The following is a 20,056-nucleotide window of genomic DNA, read 5'->3' as shown; positions in this document are numbered from 1 at the left end:
GGACCGAATATGACAACCGTAATTCTGCAGCAGCCCGGCAAGGCGGCCGGCAAAACCACAGCTGCCCGCAAGCCCAACCGCAGCTTCGTCCACGGCCTCCTCAGCAACAAGAAGGCCCTGACGGGCATGGCCGTGATGCTCGTCTTCATCGCACTGGCCCTGCTGGCGCCGGTGCTGTTCCCCGGCGACCCGTCGCGGATCACCGCCATGGCCTCGCTGGAACCATCTCCAGAGCACTGGCTGGGAACTACGGCCAAGGGACAGGACGTGCTCGCGCTGACGGTCCACGGCTCCCGGAGTTCCCTGTTCGTTGGACTGACGGTGGGCTTCGCGTCCACCTTCATCGGCATCCTGGTGGGACTTGCCTCCGCGTACTTCGGCAAGTTCATCGACGAAGCACTGTCCCTGGTAACGAACGTCTTCCTGCTCCTTCCCGGACTGCCGCTCCTGGTCATTTTGGCCGCGTTCCTGCCCCCGGGCCTGGGCACGGTGATTCTTGTCCTCGTCGTCACCGGCTGGGCAGGCTCAGCACGCGTCCTGCGCTCACAGGCTTTATCCATCCGCTCCAAGGACTTTGTGGCCGCGGCCGTGGTGTCCGGCGAAGGGGCCGGCCGGATCATGTTCCGCGAAATCCTGCCCAACATGGCCTCGATCGTCATGGGAACCCTGCTCGCCTGCGTGATCTACGGCATCGGCGCCCAAGCGGGGCTGGAGTTCCTGGGCCTGGGCGATGTCAGCACAGTCTCGTGGGGCAACAATCTGTTCTGGGCCGGCAACGAAGGCGCCCTGCTCACAGGCAGCTGGTGGGTTTTCGTGCCCTCGGGCGTTTGCATCGCGCTGGTCGCCTTCGCCCTCGCCCTCATCAACTACGCCGTGGACGAGGTCACCAACCCGCGGCTACGGAAGATCAAAACCCCGAAAGATACCGAAAGGATCGCCACGAAATGACCATCTCCCAAGTGTCCTTCGGGTCCCACGAAGCCGTCCTGGACGTCAAGGACCTCACCGTCAAGTACATCGGCGACACCCGCTCCACCACCGCCGTCGACCGCGTTTCCTTCGGCATCGGCACCGGTGAGGTGTTCGGCCTCGCGGGAGAGTCCGGCTGTGGAAAGTCCACCATCGCCAACTCGATCATGCGGCTCCTGAAGGATCCCGCAAAGATCGCAGGCGGCAGCATTTCCTTCGGCGGCAAGGACGTCCTGGCCATGAGCCCGGAGGAGTTGCGGCGCTTTCGCTGGCAGGACGTGGCCATGGTCTTCCAGTCAGCCATGAACTCGCTTAATCCGGTGCTGACCATCGGCGAGCAGATCGTCGACATCTTCACTACCCATGCCGGCTACTCGCGCAAGGAATCCCTGCGCCGCGCGGGCGAACTGCTGGAACTCGTGAGGATCGACCCCGCACGCCTCAAGTCCTATCCGCACCAGCTCTCGGGCGGCATGCGTCAAAGGGCTGTGATTGCAATGGCCGTGGCGCTCAAGCCGTCGCTGCTGATCCTCGACGAACCCACCACGGCGCTGGACGTGGTGGTGCAGCAAGAGATCATGGCGCAGATCAAGGAACTTCAGCGCGAGCTGGGCTTCTCCGTCCTCTTCATCACGCACGACATGTCGCTCATGGTGGAACTCTCACACCGCATGGCCGTGATGTACGGCGGCAGGATTGTGGAGACTGCGAAGGCCCAGGACGTCTACGCCAACCCCCTCCACCCCTACACTCAGGCGCTGATGGGCGCCTTCCCGCCGCTCACCGGCCCGCGGGTTCCGCTGACGGGCCTGCCCGACGGCGTGAAGTTCCGAAACATCCCCGACCTCAGCGAGGCGGCACCCGGCCATCTTGTGGCTCCGGTTGGTGCCGACGCTTCAGTGGTTGATTCCGCAAACCTGGCAGGAGCCGCACGATGAGCCACTCCTTAGCGTCCCCGTTGGCTGGTTCCACCACCAGCACCCCCGCCCTGGAAATTCGTGGCCTGGGTAAGTCATTCCCCATTGGCGGGCTGTTCTCCCGCGAGTCGGTCCGCGCCTTGCACGGCATCGACCTGACTCTTGGCCGCGGTGAAATCGTGGCGCTTGTCGGAGAATCCGGTTCCGGCAAGAGCACCTTGGCCCGCTGTGTTGCCCGGCTCGAGAAGCCGGGCGCCGGCACGATCCTGATCGACGGCGTCGACATCCTCAAACGCGATCGCTTCCAGGCGTCCCGTGCGTTTCGATCCCAACTGCAGATGGTCTTCCAGGACCCCTTCGGTTCCTTGAACCCGGCCCACAGGATCGAGCATTTCCTGCGGCGTTCGCTGGCGATCCACGGTAAGAGTGGCGGTTCCGAGGAGGAGACCCAGCGTCGGCTCGAAGTGCTGATGACCACTGTTGGCTTACAGGCCGACATGCTGAACTCGTATCCGCACGAGCTCTCCGGCGGGCAGCGCCAACGCGTTGCGATCGCCCGGGCCCTCGCCGTTGAACCACAAGTCATCCTGGCCGACGAGCCCACCTCCATGCTGGATGTTTCCGTCCGGATCGGCGTGCTGAACCTGATGCGCAAGCTCCGCGACGAGCAGGGCATTTCCATGCTCTACATCACCCACGACCTCGCGTCCGCCCGCTACCTCGCGGACCGGACGGCAGTCATGTTCGCCGGTGAAATCGTCGAGGAAGGCGAGTCCCTGGACCTGCTGTCAAACCCCGCGCACCCCTACACGCAACTCCTGGTTTCGGCTGTCCCGGACCCCGCCCGGGCAGGCTCGTACGATCCTGTCCGCCGGGCCGAACTGCGCCAAGCGGTCATGGCATCGACGAACTGCGCTTTCGACGGCGACCCGAACCAGGCCTGTTCGGCCGAAGAACCCGTGCGCCATCAGGTTGGAGACCCCGAAAACCACCACTGGGTGCGCTGCCACCTCTACAAGCCGTGGGCTGCTGCCGACGGCCACGCCTTGGCGGGCGAACCGGCCCTGGCCACCGAACGGACTGAAATGAAGGCCTCCTCATGACTGAACTGACCCACCCGCTCGCCACCATTCCACAGGATGAGCTGGTTGCCCGCGCCGAGGCCGACCCCCTCCGGCCACGCTTCCATTTTGTGTCACCAGCCGGTTGGCTCAACGATCCCAACGGCGTCAGCCAGTGGAACGGCACGTACCACCTCTTCTACCAGTACAACCCGGAGGGCGCTTTCCACCACCGCATCCAGTGGGGTCACGCCACCAGCACCGACCTCGTCACCTGGACGGACAAGCCCATTGCCTTGGAGCCGTCCGAAGGACCCGACGCCGAGGGCTGCTGGTCGGGGGTACTGGTCAATGACGGCGGCACGCCCACCCTGGTGTACTCAGGGCGGTCCGAAGGCAAGGAATTGCCCTGCGTCGCCGTAGGATCACCGGACCTTCTGAGCTGGACCAAGGTCCCCGAAAATCCCGTGATCGCAGCCCCGCCAGCTGGAGTGGACACCACCGCATACCGCGATCACTGCGTATGGCGGGAAGGAACGAAGTGGCGGCAGTTGGTGGGTTCAGGCATCCGCCAGCGCGGCGGTACGGCGTTCCTGTACGAGTCCTCTGATCTGCGGTCGTGGGACTACATCGGGCCGCTGTTCATCGGTGATGCCTCGCAGGGCGATCCTGCGGACACTGACTGGACGGGGACCATGTGGGAATGTGTGGACCTGTTCCGGGCGGGTCAGGGTTCGCTGGGGTCTGTGACTTCTGACGGCTCGCCGGATGTGCTGGTCTTCTCCGCCTGGGACGACGGCGACACGCGCCACCCGCTGTACTGGACCGGCCGATACGCCGGGGATGCTTTCGAGCCCGCGGCGCTGCACCGGCTGGACTACGGGGGCCGTTTCTTCTATGCACCGCAATCGTTCCAGGATGAGGCCGGACGGCGTGTCATGTTCGGCTGGATGCAGGAAGGCCGCAGTGATGCCGCGATGGTGGAGGCCGGCTGGTCGGGCGTCATGAGCCTGCCGCGACTCGTCACGATGGCTGACGACGGTACTCTCCGGTTCGCGCCCGTACCCGAAATCAACAAGCTGCGCCGTGAACACACCCGCCTGCCGGGACAGGTCTTGACCGGTGCCCTGGTCCCCCTGGACATCGGCGTGTCCGGGAACCAACTCGACCTGGAACTGGACCTCCAACTCGCTCCGGGCGCTCTGCTGCGGCTGGGTGTACTGGGCTCCACCGGGGGAAGCAACTCCGACAATCCCACCGAGGAAACGGTCATCGAACTGCGCAGGGCGACTGACGGCACCGGCCATGGCGCGCTCCACGTGGACCGCACTCGAAGCAGCCTCGATCCAACCGTTGACGTGGAGGACAAGTCCGGACCAGTCCCCATGCCCGAAGGGCGGGTCCACCTGCGCGTAATCCTCGACCGATCCGCCGTCGAAATTTTTGCAAACGGAATCCCGCTCACTGCCCGCGCCTACCCCACCCTGGGTGGGGAACGCGTCAGCCTTGCCGCCGAAGGCACGGTGCAGATGCTCTCCCTCGATGCCTGGACCATGGCCGAAATCCATGAGGGTACCCGGACCCTTTTCCCCTGACGCGGGGCAGGACATCAAAAACGCACTCATAAGCAGCATCGAAGCTGCCCAGAAAGAAGAAGGAACTCATGGAAGATTCACCCGCGGTCTCTCGTCGTTCACTCCTTACCGGAAGCGGGGTGGTTGCACTCAGCGGATCGCTGGCACTTTCAACAGCGTTCGCCGAATCCGCCGCAGCCGTGCCGGCAAAGACACCTGAACCGGCATCAAGCGGCTTAAATCCACAAGGATCACGCCGGATGCGCCCGGCCTGTCACTTCAGCGTCCCGGACAACTGGAAGAACGACCCCCAGCGCCCCATTTACCTGGACGGGGAATACCACTACTACTACCTGTACAACGCTGATTACCTGCAGGGCGGCGGAGGCACGTCATGGCGCCGCGCGACCACCACGGATCACGTCGTGTTTACTGACCACGGCGTGGCCATCCCCAAGTTCAGCAACGCCAACGGCGACTGCTGGTCAGGATGCCTTGTGGTCGACGAGCGGAATACCGCAGGATATGGCGAGGGTACGGTGATCGCCCTCGTGACGCAGGCGCCCGAGGGCCGCCAGGCCCAGTACCTCTGGTACTCGACCGACCGCGGACGCTCGTTCCAGGCCGCCGGTACGGAACCGGTACTGCCGAACCCCGGAGTGCATGACTTCCGCGATCCCAAAGTGATCTGGGACGCTGACCGCGGGCGGTGGTTCATGGCGAACGCCGAGGGGCAGAAGCTCGGCTTCTACGTTTCCGCCGACCTGCGATCCTGGCAGCGCGTCGGCGAGTTCGTACGCACCGACCTGGGCGTGCTGGAATGCCCTGATATCTTCCGCATGACCGCTGACGACGGCAGCTCCCATTGGATCCTCGGCACGAGTGCCAACGGCAAAAGCCGCGGCCTGCCCGCAACCTACGCGTACTGGACCGGCGCCTTCGACGGCACATCGTTCACGCCTGATCAGCCCGAACCCGAATGGCTGGACTATGGCTATGACTTTTACGGAGCAGTCACCTATCCACATCACGACCCCTCGGGTGCGGAAGATGAGACCCTCCGCCGGGCAATCGGGTGGGCGAACTTCTGGGATTACCCCCACAACACGCCGACCCTCGAGACCGACGCCTACAACGGCGATGACATGATCGTGCGCGACGTCCGCCTCAAAAAGGCGGACGGTGGGTACCACCTCGTCTCCGCCCCCACGTCGGCGCTGGAAAATCATGTCAAGCGCACCCACCTCCTGGGCGACATCGCTGTAACGGGAACCCGCGACCTCGACGTCCGCTCACCCGCTTATGACCTCACCTGCGAGCTTGTATGGGACCCCGCCTCCCCACCCGCCAACGTGGGTCTGGAAGTATGCCGTGCAGAGGGTGGCGGCCGGCATGTCGCCGCCGGTGCATTCCTGCGAGGTCCCTTCGCCTACCTCAACAGGCGTCCCACCATCAACCCAACCGGCGGCGAGACCAAGACTCCGATCGACCCCTCGACAGGACGGCTCACCCTCCGCATCCTCGTGGACCTCACGAGCGTGGAGATGTTCGTCGGAGACGGACGGGTGGTGCACTCGCACCGCGTATTCCCCCTTGCAGGCGACAACGGAATCCGCCTTTACGCGCATGAAGGAGCCGCCACCTTCGGGAACCTGACCCTTCGCGAAATCAAAGCAACGCACCCCCGATGATCACCTTCCCCGAGTGACAGAGATGGGGAACAGCGATAGAAGATCATCTCCGCAGCGCAGGAGTGAAGCTGCTGCCCGGATCACGGTGCCCTTGAGCCGGAAGCGCAGATCAGCCAAGCGCGACGGCGGACCAGGACACGGGCGGCAGGGTCACCGTGAGCGTACCCTCCTCCAGGACCGCGCCGTCGAGTTGTTTCAGGCCCACCCGGTTCTGGTCCTGGAGCGTGTTCTTGGCGTAGACGTCCGCATCGTGCAGGGTCACGGCTTCGGTGACCACCGTGGCGTTGAGGTCCGAGACGTTGACGGTGACGTCGATCGATTCGGTCTGGCTGCGGTTCACGAGGAAGAGGGCGGATTCGCCGGTGGCTGCGTCGGCGGTTGCCACAGCGTCCACCAGTGGGGCATCCCCGTAGACCGCCGTTGAGTAGGTGCCCGCGTCGATCCGGGGACGAAGCACCTCCCCCTTGGCCAGCCGGGACGTCACCGAGAACGGGAAGAACGTGGTCTGGCGCCAGGTGTCGCCGCCCGGTTCGGTCATGATCGGCGCGATGACATTGACCAGCTGGGCGAGGGAGGCGGCCGCGACGCGGTCATGGTTCTTCAGCAGCGTGATCAGCAGGTTGCCGAACACCACGGCGTCCGCCACGGAGTAGGTGTCCTCCAGCTGGCGCGGCGCGTGGGTCCATTCCTCGTTGACCTCGTCGGAGGCCTGGTGCTCATCCAGGTACCAGATGTTCCACTCGTCGAAGGAGAGCTGGATGGTCTTCTTGCTCTTGAGCTTGTGCTTGACGTGGTCTGCGGTGGCCACCACCGTCTCGATGAAGTACTGCATGTCCAGCGACGATGCGAGGTAGGAGCCGAGGTCGCCGTTGCGCTCCTGGTAGTAGGCGTGGCAGGAGATGTAGTCCACGTAGTCGTAGCTCTGCTCCAGGACCACCCGCTCCCACTCGCCGAACGTGGGCATCGAGGACCCGGACGAGCCGCACACCACCAGCTCCAGGTCCTTGTCCGCCGTCTTCATCGCGGAGGCAGTGCGTGCGGCGATCTTGCCGTAGTCTTCCGCGGACATGTGGCCGATCTGCCACGGGCCGTCCATCTCATTGCCCAGGCACCACATGCGGATGTTGTACGGGTCCTTGGCGCCGTTCGCGATGCGCTGCTCGCTCAGCGTGGTGCCGGAGGGGTGGTTGGCGTATTCGAGCAGGTCAAGGGCCGCTTCGATGCCCCGGGTGCCGAGGTTGACGGCCATCATCAGCTCGGAGCCGGTGAGCTTGCACCAGCGCGCGAACTCTTCCAGCCCCACCTGGTTGGACTCGAGCGAGTGCCAGGCGAGGTCGCGGCGGACGGGACGCTTCTCGCGGGGGCCCACGCCGTCTTCCCACCGGTAACCGGAAACGAAGTTGCCGCCCGGGTAGCGGATGGTGCTGGAGCCGAGTTCCTTGACCAGTTCGATGACGTCCAGCCGGAACCCGTCCTCGTTGGCCGTCGGGTGGCCGGGCTCGTAGATCCCGTCGTAGACGCAGCGTCCGAGGTGTTCCACGAAAGAGCCGAAGATCCGCCGGCTGACGGGGGCCACAACGGCGGACCGGTCGATGGTGATGAGAGTGGGTGCCACAACAGCCAAGTCGGTCTGGTCAGCAGCAGCGGAGGTGATGGTCACGGTTCATGTCCTGTTCTGTATAACGTTGCAGAGAAGTGAATGGTCAAAACTATCGAAGGGGTAAGGAGCGGCTTCAGGCAGGCGAAAGGGCCTCATGTCCAGGTCCGGAGGCTTCCAGCCGGGCAAGCCGACGCCCCACCAGCCAGCCGGCGAGCAGCAAGGGCACGGAAGCACCCACGAGGGGTACCAGGACCCCGGCCCCGGAGAAGACGACGACTGCCGCCACGATGGTTACCAGCAGGGAAAAGCTCATGGCGGGTGAGACAAGCGGGAGCATAAACGCGGTCCGCCACGTGCTGGTGACCGAGTCCCGGTACCGGCTGCAGAGCGTCACGGCCGTCGCGGCCGCGGTGGCTGTACCCGCCGCGGCAACGATGGTGAGGACAAGCAGCACTGCATGCCCGGCCGGAGCCATAGGTGTCCCGGCCGGCCCCAGCAAAACCTCGAAGTTGAGGAGAAGCACCACGCCGGCGAGCCAGAAGAGGCTCCCCACCCGGTTGGCGTGCCGGAACTGGAAGCGGTAGGCCGTGATGAAATCCCGGACCACGTGGTCCCCGGCAGAGCCGCCGCGCAGCCTGGCGAGGACCGTGGTGGCCGCAACGGCGGCCGGAAATAAGCCCAGGATCCCCAGGCCCGCCAGGGTTCCCGCCACAAACAGCACGTTGACGAGGACCAGCCGGGTCAGGAAGCGGAGCCAGTCCATCAGGCGTCCGGCCCAGCCCAATGACGAGTCACTCACGCCTGCACCTCCTTGGTCCCGCTCCAGGCCACACCCTGCCGGTCGATCCCGCTGAAGGAGAGCGCCGGCCGGCTCCGCGCCCAGTCCCAGGAGCCGAACAGCAGCGCATCGAGCTCGATTGCAGCCCCGGATCCGTCCTGGGCTCCCGCAATGCGCAACGTGGCCTGGACCGGCGATCCATCGGATACCTCGGGTCCAGGGCCAACGGACTGGAGCTCCCCGGCGACAGCCGGCACCAGCGCAGTGGACTCAGGATCGAAGCGGAGCAGCTGCCATGTTCCGGCCACGGCCTCCGGCCCGGCCAGGACTTCGCTCCCCCGCCCGGCATATGGCTGGGGTGAGACCACGGGCCAGCCGGCTGCGTTGAAGAACAGACGGCGCAGCTGTGCAACATGCTGGGTGGGGTCCGCGGCGAACCTGGTGTGGTGGACCAAGAAGTGCTCCGGTTGGCCCTCGGGGCCGTCCTGGGTGAGGACCGAATTGTGCCCCGGGGCAAGCCAGCCGGTGCCGCCGTCGAACTGGTAACTGCCCAGCACCTTGGTGCCGATCGACGACGGCGGGGCGTCCAGGTCAGTCAGGGAATGGCCGCGGGCATCGCGGTACGGGCCGGTGATGCGATCCGCTACGGCCACCCGGACGTTGTACGTGCTGAAGAGCGAGTCGTAGGAGGTGAAGAGGACGTAGCGGTCCTCTTCCGGACGGTAGAGGATGTAGGCGCCCTCCACCGCGCCTTCCACGGACTGTGACCGGCGGGCAATGCAGGTTCCGGGATCCCCTGGCTCCAGTGGCTCCCCGGTGGCACCGTCCAGGGGCAGGATGTGGATGCCGGAGAAGAAGGACCCGTAGGTTAGCCACGGCGCACCAGCCGCATCGAAAACCACTGCGGCATCGATGGCGTTCTGGGAATGCTCTCCGGAACGGGTGGCCACAACGGGTCCGCGGTCCTCCCACGGCCCCGCAGGTGATTGCGCCACGGCCAGGCCGATTGCCGAGGTGTTGGAGCCGAACGTGGACGCCGAGTAGTACATGTGCCAACCTCCAGCGGGCCAGCGCACCACCTCGGGCGCCCACAATCCCCGCGCCCCGGACCAGTCCGCGGCAGGTGACGGCACGCCGTCGAACGCTGTCCCTGCGTAGGTCCAGTCCACCAGGTCCGGCGAGGTCCTGATGTGGACTCCGGCAGGAACGTGCTGGGCATTGGCCACCGCATCGGTGGAGAACATGTAGTAGGTGCCGTCGCCGTCGCGGACAACGGTGGGGTCGTGGGCGTGCCGCAACCCCCAGGCGGAAGGATCACCCGTGTCCGTGTCCGTGCCCGGCAGGGGAAGCAACTCCTCCACGGTGCTGATATCTGCAGTGGTCATGCTCAACCCTTTGATCCGGAGAGCGCGATGGATTCGATGATCTGGCGCTGGAAGACAATGAACACGATCAGCACCGGCAGCAGTGCCACAAACGAGGCGGCCATGATCAGCGGGTAATCAGTCTGGATGGCGTACTGGGCGTTGAAGTTGGCAATCACCAGCTGGAGGGTCTGGGTGCCCGGCGAGTTCAGGTAGATGATGGGCGCCAGGTAGTCGTTCCAGACCGCCATGAACCAGAGGATGAACTGGGCGGCCAGCGCCGGACGGATGGCCGGCATGATGAGTGCCCAGAAGATCTGCAGGTAGGAGGCGCCGTCGATCCGCGCCGCTTCAACAATGGAGTCCGGAATGCTGTTCAGGAACTGGCGCAGGAAGAAGATCATGATGATGTTGCCGAACAGCCCGGGCACAATCAGCGGCAGCAGGGTATCCACCCAGCCGATGCCGGCGAAGATGGTGAACTGCGGAATCATCAGCGTGGGGAACGGGATCATCAGGCCGGACAGGAGCCCCAGGAACAGGACGTTCTTGAACGGCATCCGCATCTTGGCAAACGCGAAGGCTGCCAGTGCCGAAGTCAGCGAGCCGATGATGGTCACGGAGCAGGCCACGATCAGGCTGTTCTGGATGCCGGTCAGGAGCGGCCCGGCCGTCCAGATCCGGGCGTAGTTCTCCCACACGAACGGATCCGGAATCCACTGCGGCGGCAGCTCGAAGACACCGTCCTTGGTCTTGAGCGACGTGGAGAAGGTCCAGGCCAGCGGCGCGATCATGATGACCGCGCCCAGGCTGAGGACGAGGGTGGTCAGGATGTTGCCCAGGCGGAGTGTGTCTTTGCCGGAGCGCCGGTTCTTGGCTGCCGGGCGCGGGCCGGACGTGCCTGCGCCGTTGGTACCGCCCGGGATTTCCTGCGTGGGTTCCAGCGGAGGGGTGGTGATGACGTTCTGTGCGGACATGACTGCCTGCCTCAATCGATCGAAAACTGGTTGCGGCGGTTGAGCCGGAACTGGATGAAGGTAATGATGAACACCAGCAGCCCGAGGACAACCGACATGGCCGAGGCGTAGCCCATCTGCAGGTTGTCGAACGCTTTCTGCCAGATGTACCAGACGATGGACGCCGATTCGAACTCGGGTCCGCCGGTGGGGGTCATGATGTTGATCTCCACGAAGATCTGCGAGCCGCCGATGATGGACGTGACAATGAGGAAAAAGGTGACCGGCGCGACCATGGGGATGGTGATGTGCCGGAACTGCTGCCAGGCGGTGGCGCCGTCGAGGGCGGCCGCCTCGTAGAGGTACCGCGGCACGGACTGCAGGGCGGCCAGGTACAGGAGCATGGAATACCCCAGGCCCTTCCAGACGGCCATGATGATCAGTGCAGGCTTCACGGTGGCGGTGTCCTGCAGCCAGTTGGGACCGTCGATTCCCACCAGTGCCAGGCCCTGGTTGATGAGGCCGAAGTCGCCGTTGAAGGCCCACTGCCACAGGATGGCGACGGCGGCAATGGAGGAAATGACGGGCAGGTAGTAGACAGTGCGGAAAAAGGTTGTTCCGCGCATCTTCCGGTTCATGGCAAGCGCCAGTGCCAGGGAGATGACCAGGCCGATGGGGATGCCGATCATCATGAACAGGGTGTTCCAGAGCGACTTCAGGAAGTAGCGGTCGCCGAACATCTTGGTGTAGTTGTCCAGGCCCTTGAAGACAGGGGCCGAGATGCCGTTCCAGTTGGTGAAGGACGCGTACACGGAGAACAAAAGCGGGAACAGCGTGAAGAGGAGGAACCCGATCACCGGTATGGCAACGAAGAGCAGCGCGGCCAGGTGTTCCTTCCGGTGGAGCCGCGAGCGTCGCGGGCGCGTAATGGTCGTCATACCGGTGATCACAGCCCTAGTTGCCGGCCTGCTGGTTGGCGGCGTCCAGGAATTCCTGCATCCTGGGCTGTGCTTCCTTCAGGTAGTCGGCGGCGGTCTGCTTGCCGTCCAGGACGGGCTGGATGTTGGTGAACAGTTCGTCGTACCACTCGGCGTTGAAGGTGTTGCCGCCCGGCAGGGCCCGGCCGTAGTCCTTCACGATTTCCAGGAATTCGGCCTTGTTGGCAGGCTTGGTGGTGGTATCGGCAGCCCAGGTCTCAGCCATGTCCTTCAGGTTGGGAATCTGGATGCCCGCATCCACGAGGCTCTGCTGGGCTTCCTTGTTCGCGGTGAGGTATTCCACGAGCTTTACTGCCTCTTCGGGGTACTTGGTGCTCTCGGAAACAGCGACGCCAAGGCTCCCGATCCAGCTGGCCGTCTTGCCGGTGTCACCGGCGGGGTAAGGGATCACGTCCCACTCGAAGCCCAGCTTCTGGTAGGTGGAGAGGTCCCAGGGTGCGATGGGGAAGAAGCCGATCTCACCCTTCATCCAGCGCTGGTAGGTGTCCAGGGTCTGTGCCTCGGCTACCGACGGCGTCACGCCGTGTACATTCTGCAGGTCCGCGAACCACTGCAGTGATTCGGCGAATTCCGGGGTGTCAACGGTGACTTTGGTCCGGTCCTCGTTGAGCCAGTCGCCGCCGTTGGACCAGACGAAGGGCTGAAGGTTCCACTGGACGTTCAGGCCTGTGCCCCACTGGTCCAGGGCGCCGTCGCCGTTGGTGTCCGCGGTGAGCTTCTTGGCGGCGGCCACGAATTCTTCGAAGGTGTAGGGCTTGTCCTTGTCCGGGAGGGGAATTCCGGCTTTCTCCAGCATGGTCTTGTTGTAGCCGAAGGAGAAAGGTCCCACATCCTTGGGCAGCGCATAGATGGCGCCTTCGCCCACCAGCTTTCCGTCATAACGGTAGCTGTCCACGCCGTACTCCCAGATATTCTCCAGGTCGATGGTGTCCGAGCCTTCCACGTACTCCGTGATGTCCTTGACGATCCCGTTCTGCACGTAGGCCTGGACATCGCCGGGGCCTATGTAGAAGACATCGGGAACCTGCTTGCCGGCGATGGCAGCCTTCAGCTTGGTGGCATATTGGTCAGCCGTGGTGACGATAATGTCCACGTCCACACCGTTGGCGGCTTCAAACTGCTCAACGGCCTTTTCGTAGGCTTTCTTCTCGTCTTCACCTCCACGGAACATGAAAGTCAGCTTCTTCTCCCCGGTGTCCCCACCGGTGGGGGCGGAGCATCCGCCGAGCATCAGGCCGGCGGCGGTAAAAAACGCCAGGGTTGCGGCTATGGGACGTGACTTCATCATCACGCAGTCCTTCCGGTTGGGTGGAGCAAGCAAGTTTATGGGGTGGTGCGGTACTTGATGTTTGATATCCCACCCCACGGTCCGCGGTAGCGGTCCGGCATCCGAGGCGGTTCTTTGCAACGTTGTAAGAAACAATCACACAGCCAATGAACAATCGTCAAGGGCCCGCGATCCATTACTTTGAGCCGCGCAGCAGATTTCCTTGACGGGCCGCGGGAGGCGTGCCATATTTTCTTTACAACGTTGCAACTTCTCCTTCGGCGGATGCATCTCCGGCTGTCGGCAAACCACCCCGCACCAACCTCTTCGGAAGGACCACGTGATGATGAAGTCACGTCCATGGGCTCTGCGCGCCGCAGGCTTGGCAGCAGCCCTCGGCATTGCCCTCACCGCTGTAGCACTGCCGACGGTGGCGGGCCCGCAGGCCGGCCACTCCCCTGCTCCAGAGACCCAGCTCAGCAGGGTCGCAGGGCAAAAGCTCCAGGCTGACCTGCCTGGCGGAAAGACCGTCGTGGGCCAGACCTCCCCGATCCATGATCCCGCCCTGATTGTGGCGGAGGACGGAACCTGGTACGTCTACTCCACCGGGCTGCTTAACCGCGAGAACGGCGGCACCATCCAGATCTGGTCCTCCCACGACGAAGGGACCACCTGGGCCTACGCAGGCAACGTCTGGGACAAAATTCCGGCCTGGATCGATGCGCACTTTGCCGACGGCGGGCTGCCGGGCAATCTATGGGCGCCGGAAATCACCGAACACGGCGGCACCTACTACCTGTACTACTCGGCGTCGCGCTTTGGCGGTAACAATTCCCTGACCGCACTGGCAACCAACACCACCCTGGACCCCAGCGATCCGGACTACGAGTGGGTTGACCAGGGCCTGGTGGTCTCCTCACCGGCGACGGGGCTTGATCCGAACAACCCGGGCAAGACGTTCAACGCGATCGACGCCGGCATCGTCGAGGATGTCGATGGCACCCCCTACATGGCCATCGGTTCCTTCTGGTACGGGATTTTCCTGGTGCCCCTCGAGTGGCCCAGCGGAAAGCCGGTGGCGGACTGGCAGTCAAAAACAGTGAACATCGCCGACCGCTTTATGCCCGGCAACCCCATTGAGGCTCCGTACATCACGCGGCACGGCGGCTATTACTACCTGTTCGTCTCCTTCGACTCGTGCTGCAGGGGCGAGGACTCCACCTACAAGGTGGCAGTGGGACGCTCCACGTCCGTCAAGGGCCCTTATCTGGACAAGGACGGCAAGGACATGTTCGGCGGAGGCGGCTCCGTGGTCCTGGATTCCCACGGCGCCATGACCGGCCCCGGTGGCCAGTCCGTCTTTGGCGACTACCTCGCGTTCCACTACTACGACGGCTCCAACCAGGACATCCCGTACTTCCCCACGCTTGGACTGCAGAAGATTAACTGGGTGGACGGCTGGCCGGCCTTCGACCAGACAGTGGAGCTGCCTGAAATCCAGAAGCAGCCCAGGCCCGCAGCTCCTGGCAATGCCGTGTTCACGGCCACCGCCACGGGAACGCCCGGCCCGGTTGCCGTCTGGGAAACGTCGTCCGACGGCGGCGCCACCTGGAGCAGGGCAGCAGCACAGCCTCACACCCGGCTGACGGATGAAGGCACCTACCGCTCAGCGTTCGACGCCGGCGCCATAGGCGATGGGCGGCCGGGGCTCCTGGTACGGGCAGTGTTCCAAAACGCGCACGGAAGCGCCGTCACGGACGCCGTCGCGCTTTCCGCAAAATAGCACCGGGTTAGCGCCGCCGGCCCGCCACAAACATCCCTCAAGCAAGGAAGCCGTACCCGATGACCAGCGCCAGGACTGACCCTCCGCCCACGAAACCCCGCCGCCTCATTTCACCGTTTCCGTTAGAGGATGTCCGCCTTGGGGAGGGGGTCTTCAAGGCCGCACAGGAGACCTCCCTCCGCTACGTCCTGGACCTGGACACGGAGCGGCTGTGTGCGCCCTACCTCCGGGAGGCCGGGCTGGAGTCACCGGCGGAGCCCTATGGAAGCTGGGAGTCCGACGGGATGGGAGGCCACATCGGCGGCCACTACCTCTCCGCCTGCGCCCGGCTTTTCGCGGCCACCGGGGATCCGCGGTTGCACACGAAGGTGCGCACCGTCGTCGGGGTTCTGGCCCAATGCCAGGACGCCGGGGGCGGCGGCTACGTGGGCGGCGTTCCCGGCGGCCGGGCGCTCGGGAATGAACTTGCGGGCGGCGTGGTGGACGCGGACCTGTTCACGCTGAACGGCCGGTGGGTTCCGCTTTACAACCTGCACAAGACACTGGCGGGCCTCCTGGATGCCCACACTTGCGCAGGTTCCCAGGAAGCCCTCCGCGTTGCCTCCGGGCTGGCCGACTGGTGGCTGAACGTCTCGGCAAACATTCCGGCCGCGTCCTTCGAAGAGATTCTGCGGACGGAATACGGCGGCATGAACGATGCCTTCGCCATCCTTGCCGGGCTCACTGGCCGGCACTCGTACCTCGAGGAGGCCCGCCGGTTTTCCCACCGCAGTATCCTGGAGCCGCTGGCCGCCGGGGACGATCAACTGGACGGACTGCACGCCAACACCCAGATCCCCAAGGTGGTGGGCTATGCCAGGCTCGCCGCTGCCACCGGTGACCGGGAGTATGCGCGCGCCGCCAACAACTTCTGGGACTCGGTGGTCCACCGACGATCGGTTTCCATCGGCGGCAACAGTGTTCGTGAACACTTTCATCCGGCGTCCGAGTTCACGCCCATGGTCCTGGATGCCCAGGGCCCGGAGACCTGCAACACCTACAACATGCTGAAGCTGGCGAAGCTCCGGTTTGAGGACTCGGGCGACCCTGCCGCCGTCGAGTTTTACGAGCGCGCCACCTACAACCACATCCTGTCCTCCCAGCACCCCGTCCACGGCGGCCTGGTGTACTTCACTCCGATGCGCCCACGGCATTACCGCGTCTATTCCCGCGCCCAGGAATCGATGTGGTGCTGTGTGGGATCCGGGCTGGAGAACCACGCCCGCTACGGCGAACTCATCTATGCCCGCAAGGGCGAGGACCTGCTGGTCAACCTGTATATCCCTTCAACGCTTGACTGGCGGGACCGGGGCCTGCGTGTCCGGCTCGAGACGGATTTTCCGCAGTCCGACGCCGTCCCGCTTTTCGTCGACGCCGACTCCCCGGTTGCAGCCTCCATCCAGCTCCGCCGCCCGCACTGGGCAGCCGCCATGGAAATCGACGGCGAGGCCGCTTCTGCCGGCGGTGGCGGTTATGTGAGCGTCAGCCGTACCTGGCGGGGCGCGTCGGTGGTCCGGATCCGGCTGACGCCCGGCTTTCGATCGGAGCGGCTGCCCGATAACTCGCCGTGGGTTTCATTCCTCTACGGACCGTTGGTGCTGGCGGCCCGGATGGGTTCCGAAGGTATCCCCGGCTTCGAAGCCGCAGATGAACGGATGGGCCACGTGGCGTCCGGCGCCTTGCTGCCGCTGGCAGACACGCCAGTAGTGGCCGACGTCGGATCGATCCGCCGCGGGCAAGGTGGCACTTTGACGGCTGAACTGGCCGTTGTTGATTCCGATGGGGACGCCGCCACGGTTGTGCTGGAGCCGTTCTACGGCATCCATGACGAGCGGTACACGGTGTACTGGCCCGCCGGCGAGCCCACTTCACGCAGCCATGAACTGCGTGAAATGGACCGGGCAGCCGCCCTTGAGGGCCGCGTGGTGGATGGTGTGACGGCCGGCGAGCAACAGCCGGAGGCTGATCACGGTTTCGCCGGCGACGGCAGCCGTGCCGGCGGCAGCGACGGTATCCACTGGCGGAACGCGCGCGGCTGGTTCTCCTACCGCCTTGCGGACCCGGACCGCCGCGCAGCCCTCCTGCGCGTGCGTTTCCGGGCGTTGGAAGGGCGGGGCCACGAACTGCGGCTCAATGGAAACCCGCTTGGTGCGCCGGTCCGTGACGACCACGACGGCGGCCGGCGTGTTACCGATTTCGCTGTCACCGACGCTCATCGGGACGGCTCACCCGACGGCGGCCTGGTCTTCACCGTCGAGGCGCTGCCCGGGCTCAGCACCGGCGATCTGCTGTCGGTGGAGCTGCTCGCCACCACCGGTTCCTGAGCCTCAAGCTACGGGGTCAGCACTCCGCGTGAAGCGGAAGAACGCGGCGCCGTGGCCCGGGACCCTGACGTGCGCAGCCGGCGGTCCCGTGAGCGTGCTGATAACGGCGTCCTTGCCGCTCCAGGCCTCCCGGGCCCGCCACTTCAGCCTGTCCGAACGATCGTCGTCGGTGAGGCCGAGGTCAGCCAACGGTATCTTCCGGATCAACTCTTCACGCCCGGTGTTGAAGACAGCCACAAAGCGGCGGTCCGACGTCGGGCTTTCCGCTGCCCACAGCACCAGGTCCCCGTCGCGCAGCAGTTCCCGGTTGTTGACGCTGGCGTGGTGCACCTCCAGAAGGTCCGTGTTGGTCAGCAGGGCAAGGGTTTCCGGCGGCGATGACGGCAGGTCGCACCCGAGCATCAGCGGGGAGCGGGAGATGCACCACAGCGTCAGCATGGTCCGCTGTTCGTCCAGGGTCAGCCGGCTGAGCCGCTCACTCCCGCGCTCGGCACGCAGCGCGATCCTGCCCACGGGAAGCATGTCGGCGTCCGCCCAGGCTCCGGGCCGCTGATGGGGAGCCCAGCGCGCCATCCTGCCGAACTGCGCCTCGACGTCCTCCCACACATCCCAGAGATCGTCCGATACGCGCCACATCTGCGCGGTACTGCGCAGATGGTCCAGCCGGGACAGGGAAAGCGCCCTGCCGGGTGAGAGGCTCAGCACCATGTCACGGCCGCTACGGGAAATCGCCTGCCGGTAGGCGTCAATCTCGGCGGCGAAGTAGGGGCCCAGCATGTCGTCCGCCTTCACGAAGTCGACGCCCCACGCGGCAAACTGGCGAAGCTGGGAGTCGTAGTACGCCTGGGAGCCCGGATGCTGGAGGTTCAGGCCGTAGTTGTCCGCGTTCCATTCGCAGAGCGAGGACACGTCCGCTACCTCGTCCGCCGTGCAGGCGGTTCCCTCTACGGGCAGCCGGTCCCTCACGGCCTGCCGGGGAATGCCGCGCATGATGTGCAGGCCGAACTTGAGTCCCATTTCATGGATGCGGTCGGCCAGAGGCTTGAAACCTGCACCGCCCGCGGCAGAGGGAAAGCGGTTTGCGGCAGGCAGTTGCCTGCCGAACCCGTCCAGTTCCAGCTCAGCTCCGTCGTTGTACCCGCCGGCACGGGCCGCGGGTTCATACCACTGGATGTCCACCACCACGGTGTCCCATCCGAACGGCAGCAGGTGCCGGGCCATAAACGCAGCATTGGCCAGCACCTCGTCCTCCGTGACGGTGGTGCCGTAGCAGTCCCAGCTGTTCCAGCCCATGGGCGGGGTCATCGCAAGTGTCATGAACTCAATTTACAACGATGTAATGACATGCCGCCACCCGCTTGACAGCCTTCTTGTTAGCGCTCACAGTTGACGAAGGGAAACCCATCAGCGGAGAGTCGATTCAATGAAGAACTGGGCAGGAAACCTCGAATACTCATCAGCGGACGTCCGCCGGCCGGGCTCCGTGGCTGAGCTTGCCGAGGTGGTTGCCGGTGCAGGCCGCGTCAAGGCCCTGGGCTCGCGGCACTCGTTCAACCGGGTGGGCGATACCGACGGCACGCACATCCTGCTCGACGCCCTGCCCCGGACCATTGAACTGGACTCAGCGCGCCGACGCGTCAAAGTCAGCGGTGGTGTGAGCTACGGCGAGTTGTGCCGCAGCCTTGAACAGTCCGGCGTGGCCATCCACAACCTGGCCTCACTCCCGCATATCTCCGTGGCCGGTGCCGTCCAGACGGGAACACACGGTTCCGGCGTGGACAACCCTTCCCTTGCCGGGGCTGTCCAAAGCATCGATCTGGTCCGCCCGTCCGGTGAGCTGGCAACCCTTTCGCGTGACGACGGCGACGAATTCCTGGGCAGTGTGGTGGCCCTCGGCGCACTGGGCATCGTGACAGGCCTTGAACTCTCGGTATGGCCGAGCTTCCGGATGCGCCAGCGCGTCCTGGAGAACCTTCCCTGGGACAGGGCACTGGCAGATTTCAACACGCTGGTTTCCAGCGCCTACAGTGTCAGCCTGTTCACTGACTACGCCGGCGAATCCATCAGCCAGGTGTGGCTGAAGGCCCTCGATTCCGAGCCAGCGCTTGTTGACACGTTCGGGGCCACCGCCGCGACCCAATCCCGGCATCCGCTGCCGGACATGTCAGCGGAAAACTGCACGCCGCAGTTCGACGAGCCTGGCCCCTGGCTGGACCGCCTGCCGCACTTCCGCCACGAGTTCACCCCCAGCAACGGCGAAGAACTCCAGAGCGAATTCATCCTGCCGCTGGAGCACGCGCCGGCTGCCCTGCAGGCCGTCCGCGGCTTGGCGGACAAGCTGGCTCCCCTGCTGTTTGTGTCTGAAATCCGGACGGGCGCCGCCGACGAATTCTGGCTCAGCCCGTTCTACCGGCAGCAGAGCGTGGCTCTGCACTTCACCTGGAAGCCGCTCCAGGCCCACGTGGAAGCGCTCCTGCCCGAGCTGGAGGAGCTGCTGCAACCCTTCGGCGCCAGGCCGCACTGGGGCAAGCTGTTCACCCCGTCCGGCCATGATTGGGACCAGCTGTACCCGCGGTTCGCGGATTTCCGCACACTGGTGTCCAGGCACGATCCGGAAGGCAAGTTCCGCAACGGCCTGCTGGACAGCATCCTGGGTGTCAGGACAGCGGCGCCGTAGCGAAGCTCAGCAGGACTTTGCCGGATTCGGCGGAGTTGCGGGCGACGGCGAAGGCTTC

At 64.9% G+C, this 20,056-nt stretch carries 15 protein-coding genes; 8 read left to right on the top strand and 7 right to left on the bottom strand.

Annotated elements, in window-relative coordinates; all coding sequences use genetic code 11:
* Positions 1-9: 9 nt before the first annotated feature.
* The 5 genes from DBR22_RS12295 to DBR22_RS12275 all read left to right on the top strand — a co-directional run bounded on the left by DBR22_RS12295 (position 10) and on the right by DBR22_RS12275 (position 6,212).
* Positions 10-948, top strand: coding sequence for an ABC transporter permease (locus tag DBR22_RS12295; RefSeq protein ID WP_108599247.1), 939 nt, complete (start codon positions 10-12; stop codon positions 946-948).
* Positions 945-1,907, top strand: coding sequence for an ABC transporter ATP-binding protein (locus DBR22_RS12290; RefSeq protein ID WP_108599246.1), 963 nt, complete (start codon positions 945-947; stop codon positions 1,905-1,907). The genes DBR22_RS12295 and DBR22_RS12290 overlap by 4 nt, the downstream gene beginning before the upstream one ends.
* Entirely contained in the window at positions 1,904-2,989 is a 1,086-nt protein-coding gene (locus DBR22_RS12285) for an ATP-binding cassette domain-containing protein (RefSeq protein ID WP_108599245.1), read from the top strand. Before DBR22_RS12290 ends, DBR22_RS12285 begins: the two co-directional genes overlap by 4 nt.
* Complete coding sequence (locus tag DBR22_RS12280; RefSeq protein WP_108599244.1) at positions 2,986-4,542, top strand: glycoside hydrolase family 32 protein; 1,557 nt, start codon at positions 2,986-2,988, stop codon at positions 4,540-4,542. Before DBR22_RS12285 ends, DBR22_RS12280 begins: the two co-directional genes overlap by 4 nt.
* 239 nt (positions 4,543-4,781) lie before the next feature.
* Positions 4,782-6,212 carry a glycoside hydrolase family 32 protein gene (locus DBR22_RS12275; protein WP_108599243.1) on the top strand — a complete coding sequence of 477 codons (1,431 nt, stop codon included), beginning with the start codon at positions 4,782-4,784 and terminating at the stop codon, positions 6,210-6,212.
* Positions 6,213-6,321: 109 nt separating this feature from the next.
* Here DBR22_RS12275 and arfA read toward each other — a convergent pair whose 3' ends face one another.
* The 6 genes from arfA to DBR22_RS12245 form a co-directional block, all read right to left on the bottom strand.
* Positions 6,322-7,872 carry an arabinosylfuranosidase ArfA gene (gene arfA / locus DBR22_RS12270; protein ID WP_375134957.1) on the bottom strand — a complete coding sequence of 517 codons (1,551 nt, stop codon included), beginning with the start codon at positions 7,870-7,872 and terminating at the stop codon, positions 6,322-6,324.
* A 73-nt stretch (positions 7,873-7,945) separates the two neighbouring features.
* Positions 7,946-8,611, bottom strand: coding sequence for a YesL family protein (locus DBR22_RS12265; RefSeq protein WP_108599242.1), 666 nt, complete (start codon positions 8,609-8,611; stop codon positions 7,946-7,948).
* Positions 8,608-9,975 carry an arabinan endo-1,5-alpha-L-arabinosidase gene (locus DBR22_RS12260; protein ID WP_108599241.1) on the bottom strand — a complete coding sequence of 456 codons (1,368 nt, stop codon included), beginning with the start codon at positions 9,973-9,975 and terminating at the stop codon, positions 8,608-8,610. Before DBR22_RS12260 ends, DBR22_RS12265 begins: the two co-directional genes overlap by 4 nt.
* 2 nt (positions 9,976-9,977) lie before the next feature.
* Positions 9,978-10,931, bottom strand: a complete 954-nt coding sequence (locus tag DBR22_RS12255; RefSeq protein ID WP_108599240.1) for a carbohydrate ABC transporter permease — start codon at positions 10,929-10,931, stop codon at positions 9,978-9,980.
* Positions 10,932-10,942: 11 nt separating this feature from the next.
* Positions 10,943-11,848, bottom strand: a complete 906-nt coding sequence (locus tag DBR22_RS12250; RefSeq protein ID WP_108599255.1) for a carbohydrate ABC transporter permease — start codon at positions 11,846-11,848, stop codon at positions 10,943-10,945.
* A 16-nt stretch (positions 11,849-11,864) separates the two neighbouring features.
* Positions 11,865-13,196 (bottom strand): ABC transporter substrate-binding protein, encoded by a 1,332-nt coding sequence (locus DBR22_RS12245; RefSeq protein WP_108599239.1) that lies wholly within the window; start codon positions 13,194-13,196, stop codon positions 11,865-11,867.
* A 322-nt stretch (positions 13,197-13,518) separates the two neighbouring features.
* Between DBR22_RS12245 and DBR22_RS12240 the strand changes: the two genes are divergently transcribed.
* Positions 13,519-14,958 carry an arabinan endo-1,5-alpha-L-arabinosidase gene (locus DBR22_RS12240; protein ID WP_258229173.1) on the top strand — a complete coding sequence of 480 codons (1,440 nt, stop codon included), beginning with the start codon at positions 13,519-13,521 and terminating at the stop codon, positions 14,956-14,958.
* A gap of 59 nt (positions 14,959-15,017) precedes the next feature.
* Positions 15,018-17,321 carry a beta-L-arabinofuranosidase domain-containing protein gene (locus tag DBR22_RS12235; protein ID WP_108599238.1) on the top strand — a complete coding sequence of 768 codons (2,304 nt, stop codon included), beginning with the start codon at positions 15,018-15,020 and terminating at the stop codon, positions 17,319-17,321.
* A 3-nt stretch (positions 17,322-17,324) separates the two neighbouring features.
* Here DBR22_RS12235 and DBR22_RS12230 read toward each other — a convergent pair whose 3' ends face one another.
* Positions 17,325-18,638 (bottom strand): glycoside hydrolase family 27 protein, encoded by a 1,314-nt coding sequence (locus DBR22_RS12230; protein ID WP_108599237.1) that lies wholly within the window; start codon positions 18,636-18,638, stop codon positions 17,325-17,327.
* A gap of 106 nt (positions 18,639-18,744) precedes the next feature.
* Here DBR22_RS12230 and DBR22_RS12225 point away from each other — a divergent pair, with 106 nt between their 5' ends.
* Positions 18,745-19,998, top strand: coding sequence for a D-arabinono-1,4-lactone oxidase (locus DBR22_RS12225; RefSeq protein WP_108599236.1), 1,254 nt, complete (start codon positions 18,745-18,747; stop codon positions 19,996-19,998).
* The last annotated feature ends 58 nt before the right edge of the window (positions 19,999-20,056 follow it).

The sequence above is a fragment of the Arthrobacter sp. HMWF013 genome, assembly GCF_003061105.1.
GTDB lineage: Bacteria > Actinomycetota > Actinomycetes > Actinomycetales > Micrococcaceae > Arthrobacter.
This window is presented reverse-complemented; position numbering and strand designations above follow the sequence as displayed.

What these genes read in the sequence shown, in the direction of transcription:
- DBR22_RS12295 (WP_108599247.1), top strand. Translation starts at nt 10, where the DNA reads ATGACAACCGTAATTCTGCAGCAGCCCGGCAAGGCGGCCGGCAAAACC.
- DBR22_RS12290 (WP_108599246.1), top strand. Translation starts at nt 945, where the DNA reads ATGACCATCTCCCAAGTGTCCTTCGGGTCCCACGAAGCCGTCCTGGAC.
- DBR22_RS12285 (WP_108599245.1), top strand. Translation starts at nt 1,904, where the DNA reads ATGAGCCACTCCTTAGCGTCCCCGTTGGCTGGTTCCACCACCAGCACC.
- DBR22_RS12280 (WP_108599244.1), top strand. Translation starts at nt 2,986, where the DNA reads ATGACTGAACTGACCCACCCGCTCGCCACCATTCCACAGGATGAGCTG.
- DBR22_RS12275 (WP_108599243.1), top strand. Translation starts at nt 4,782, where the DNA reads ATGCGCCCGGCCTGTCACTTCAGCGTCCCGGACAACTGGAAGAACGAC.
- DBR22_RS12260 (WP_108599241.1), bottom strand. Translation starts at nt 9,975, where the DNA reads ATGACCACTGCAGATATCAGCACCGTGGAGGAGTTGCTTCCCCTGCCG.
- DBR22_RS12255 (WP_108599240.1), bottom strand. Translation starts at nt 10,931, where the DNA reads ATGTCCGCACAGAACGTCATCACCACCCCTCCGCTGGAACCCACGCAG.
- DBR22_RS12250 (WP_108599255.1), bottom strand. Translation starts at nt 11,848, where the DNA reads ATGACGACCATTACGCGCCCGCGACGCTCGCGGCTCCACCGGAAGGAA.
- DBR22_RS12245 (WP_108599239.1), bottom strand. Translation starts at nt 13,196, where the DNA reads ATGATGAAGTCACGTCCCATAGCCGCAACCCTGGCGTTTTTTACCGCC.
- DBR22_RS12240 (WP_258229173.1), top strand. Translation starts at nt 13,519, where the DNA reads ATGATGAAGTCACGTCCATGGGCTCTGCGCGCCGCAGGCTTGGCAGCA.
- DBR22_RS12235 (WP_108599238.1), top strand. Translation starts at nt 15,018, where the DNA reads ATGACCAGCGCCAGGACTGACCCTCCGCCCACGAAACCCCGCCGCCTC.
- DBR22_RS12230 (WP_108599237.1), bottom strand. Translation starts at nt 18,638, where the DNA reads ATGACACTTGCGATGACCCCGCCCATGGGCTGGAACAGCTGGGACTGC.
- DBR22_RS12225 (WP_108599236.1), top strand. Translation starts at nt 18,745, where the DNA reads ATGAAGAACTGGGCAGGAAACCTCGAATACTCATCAGCGGACGTCCGC.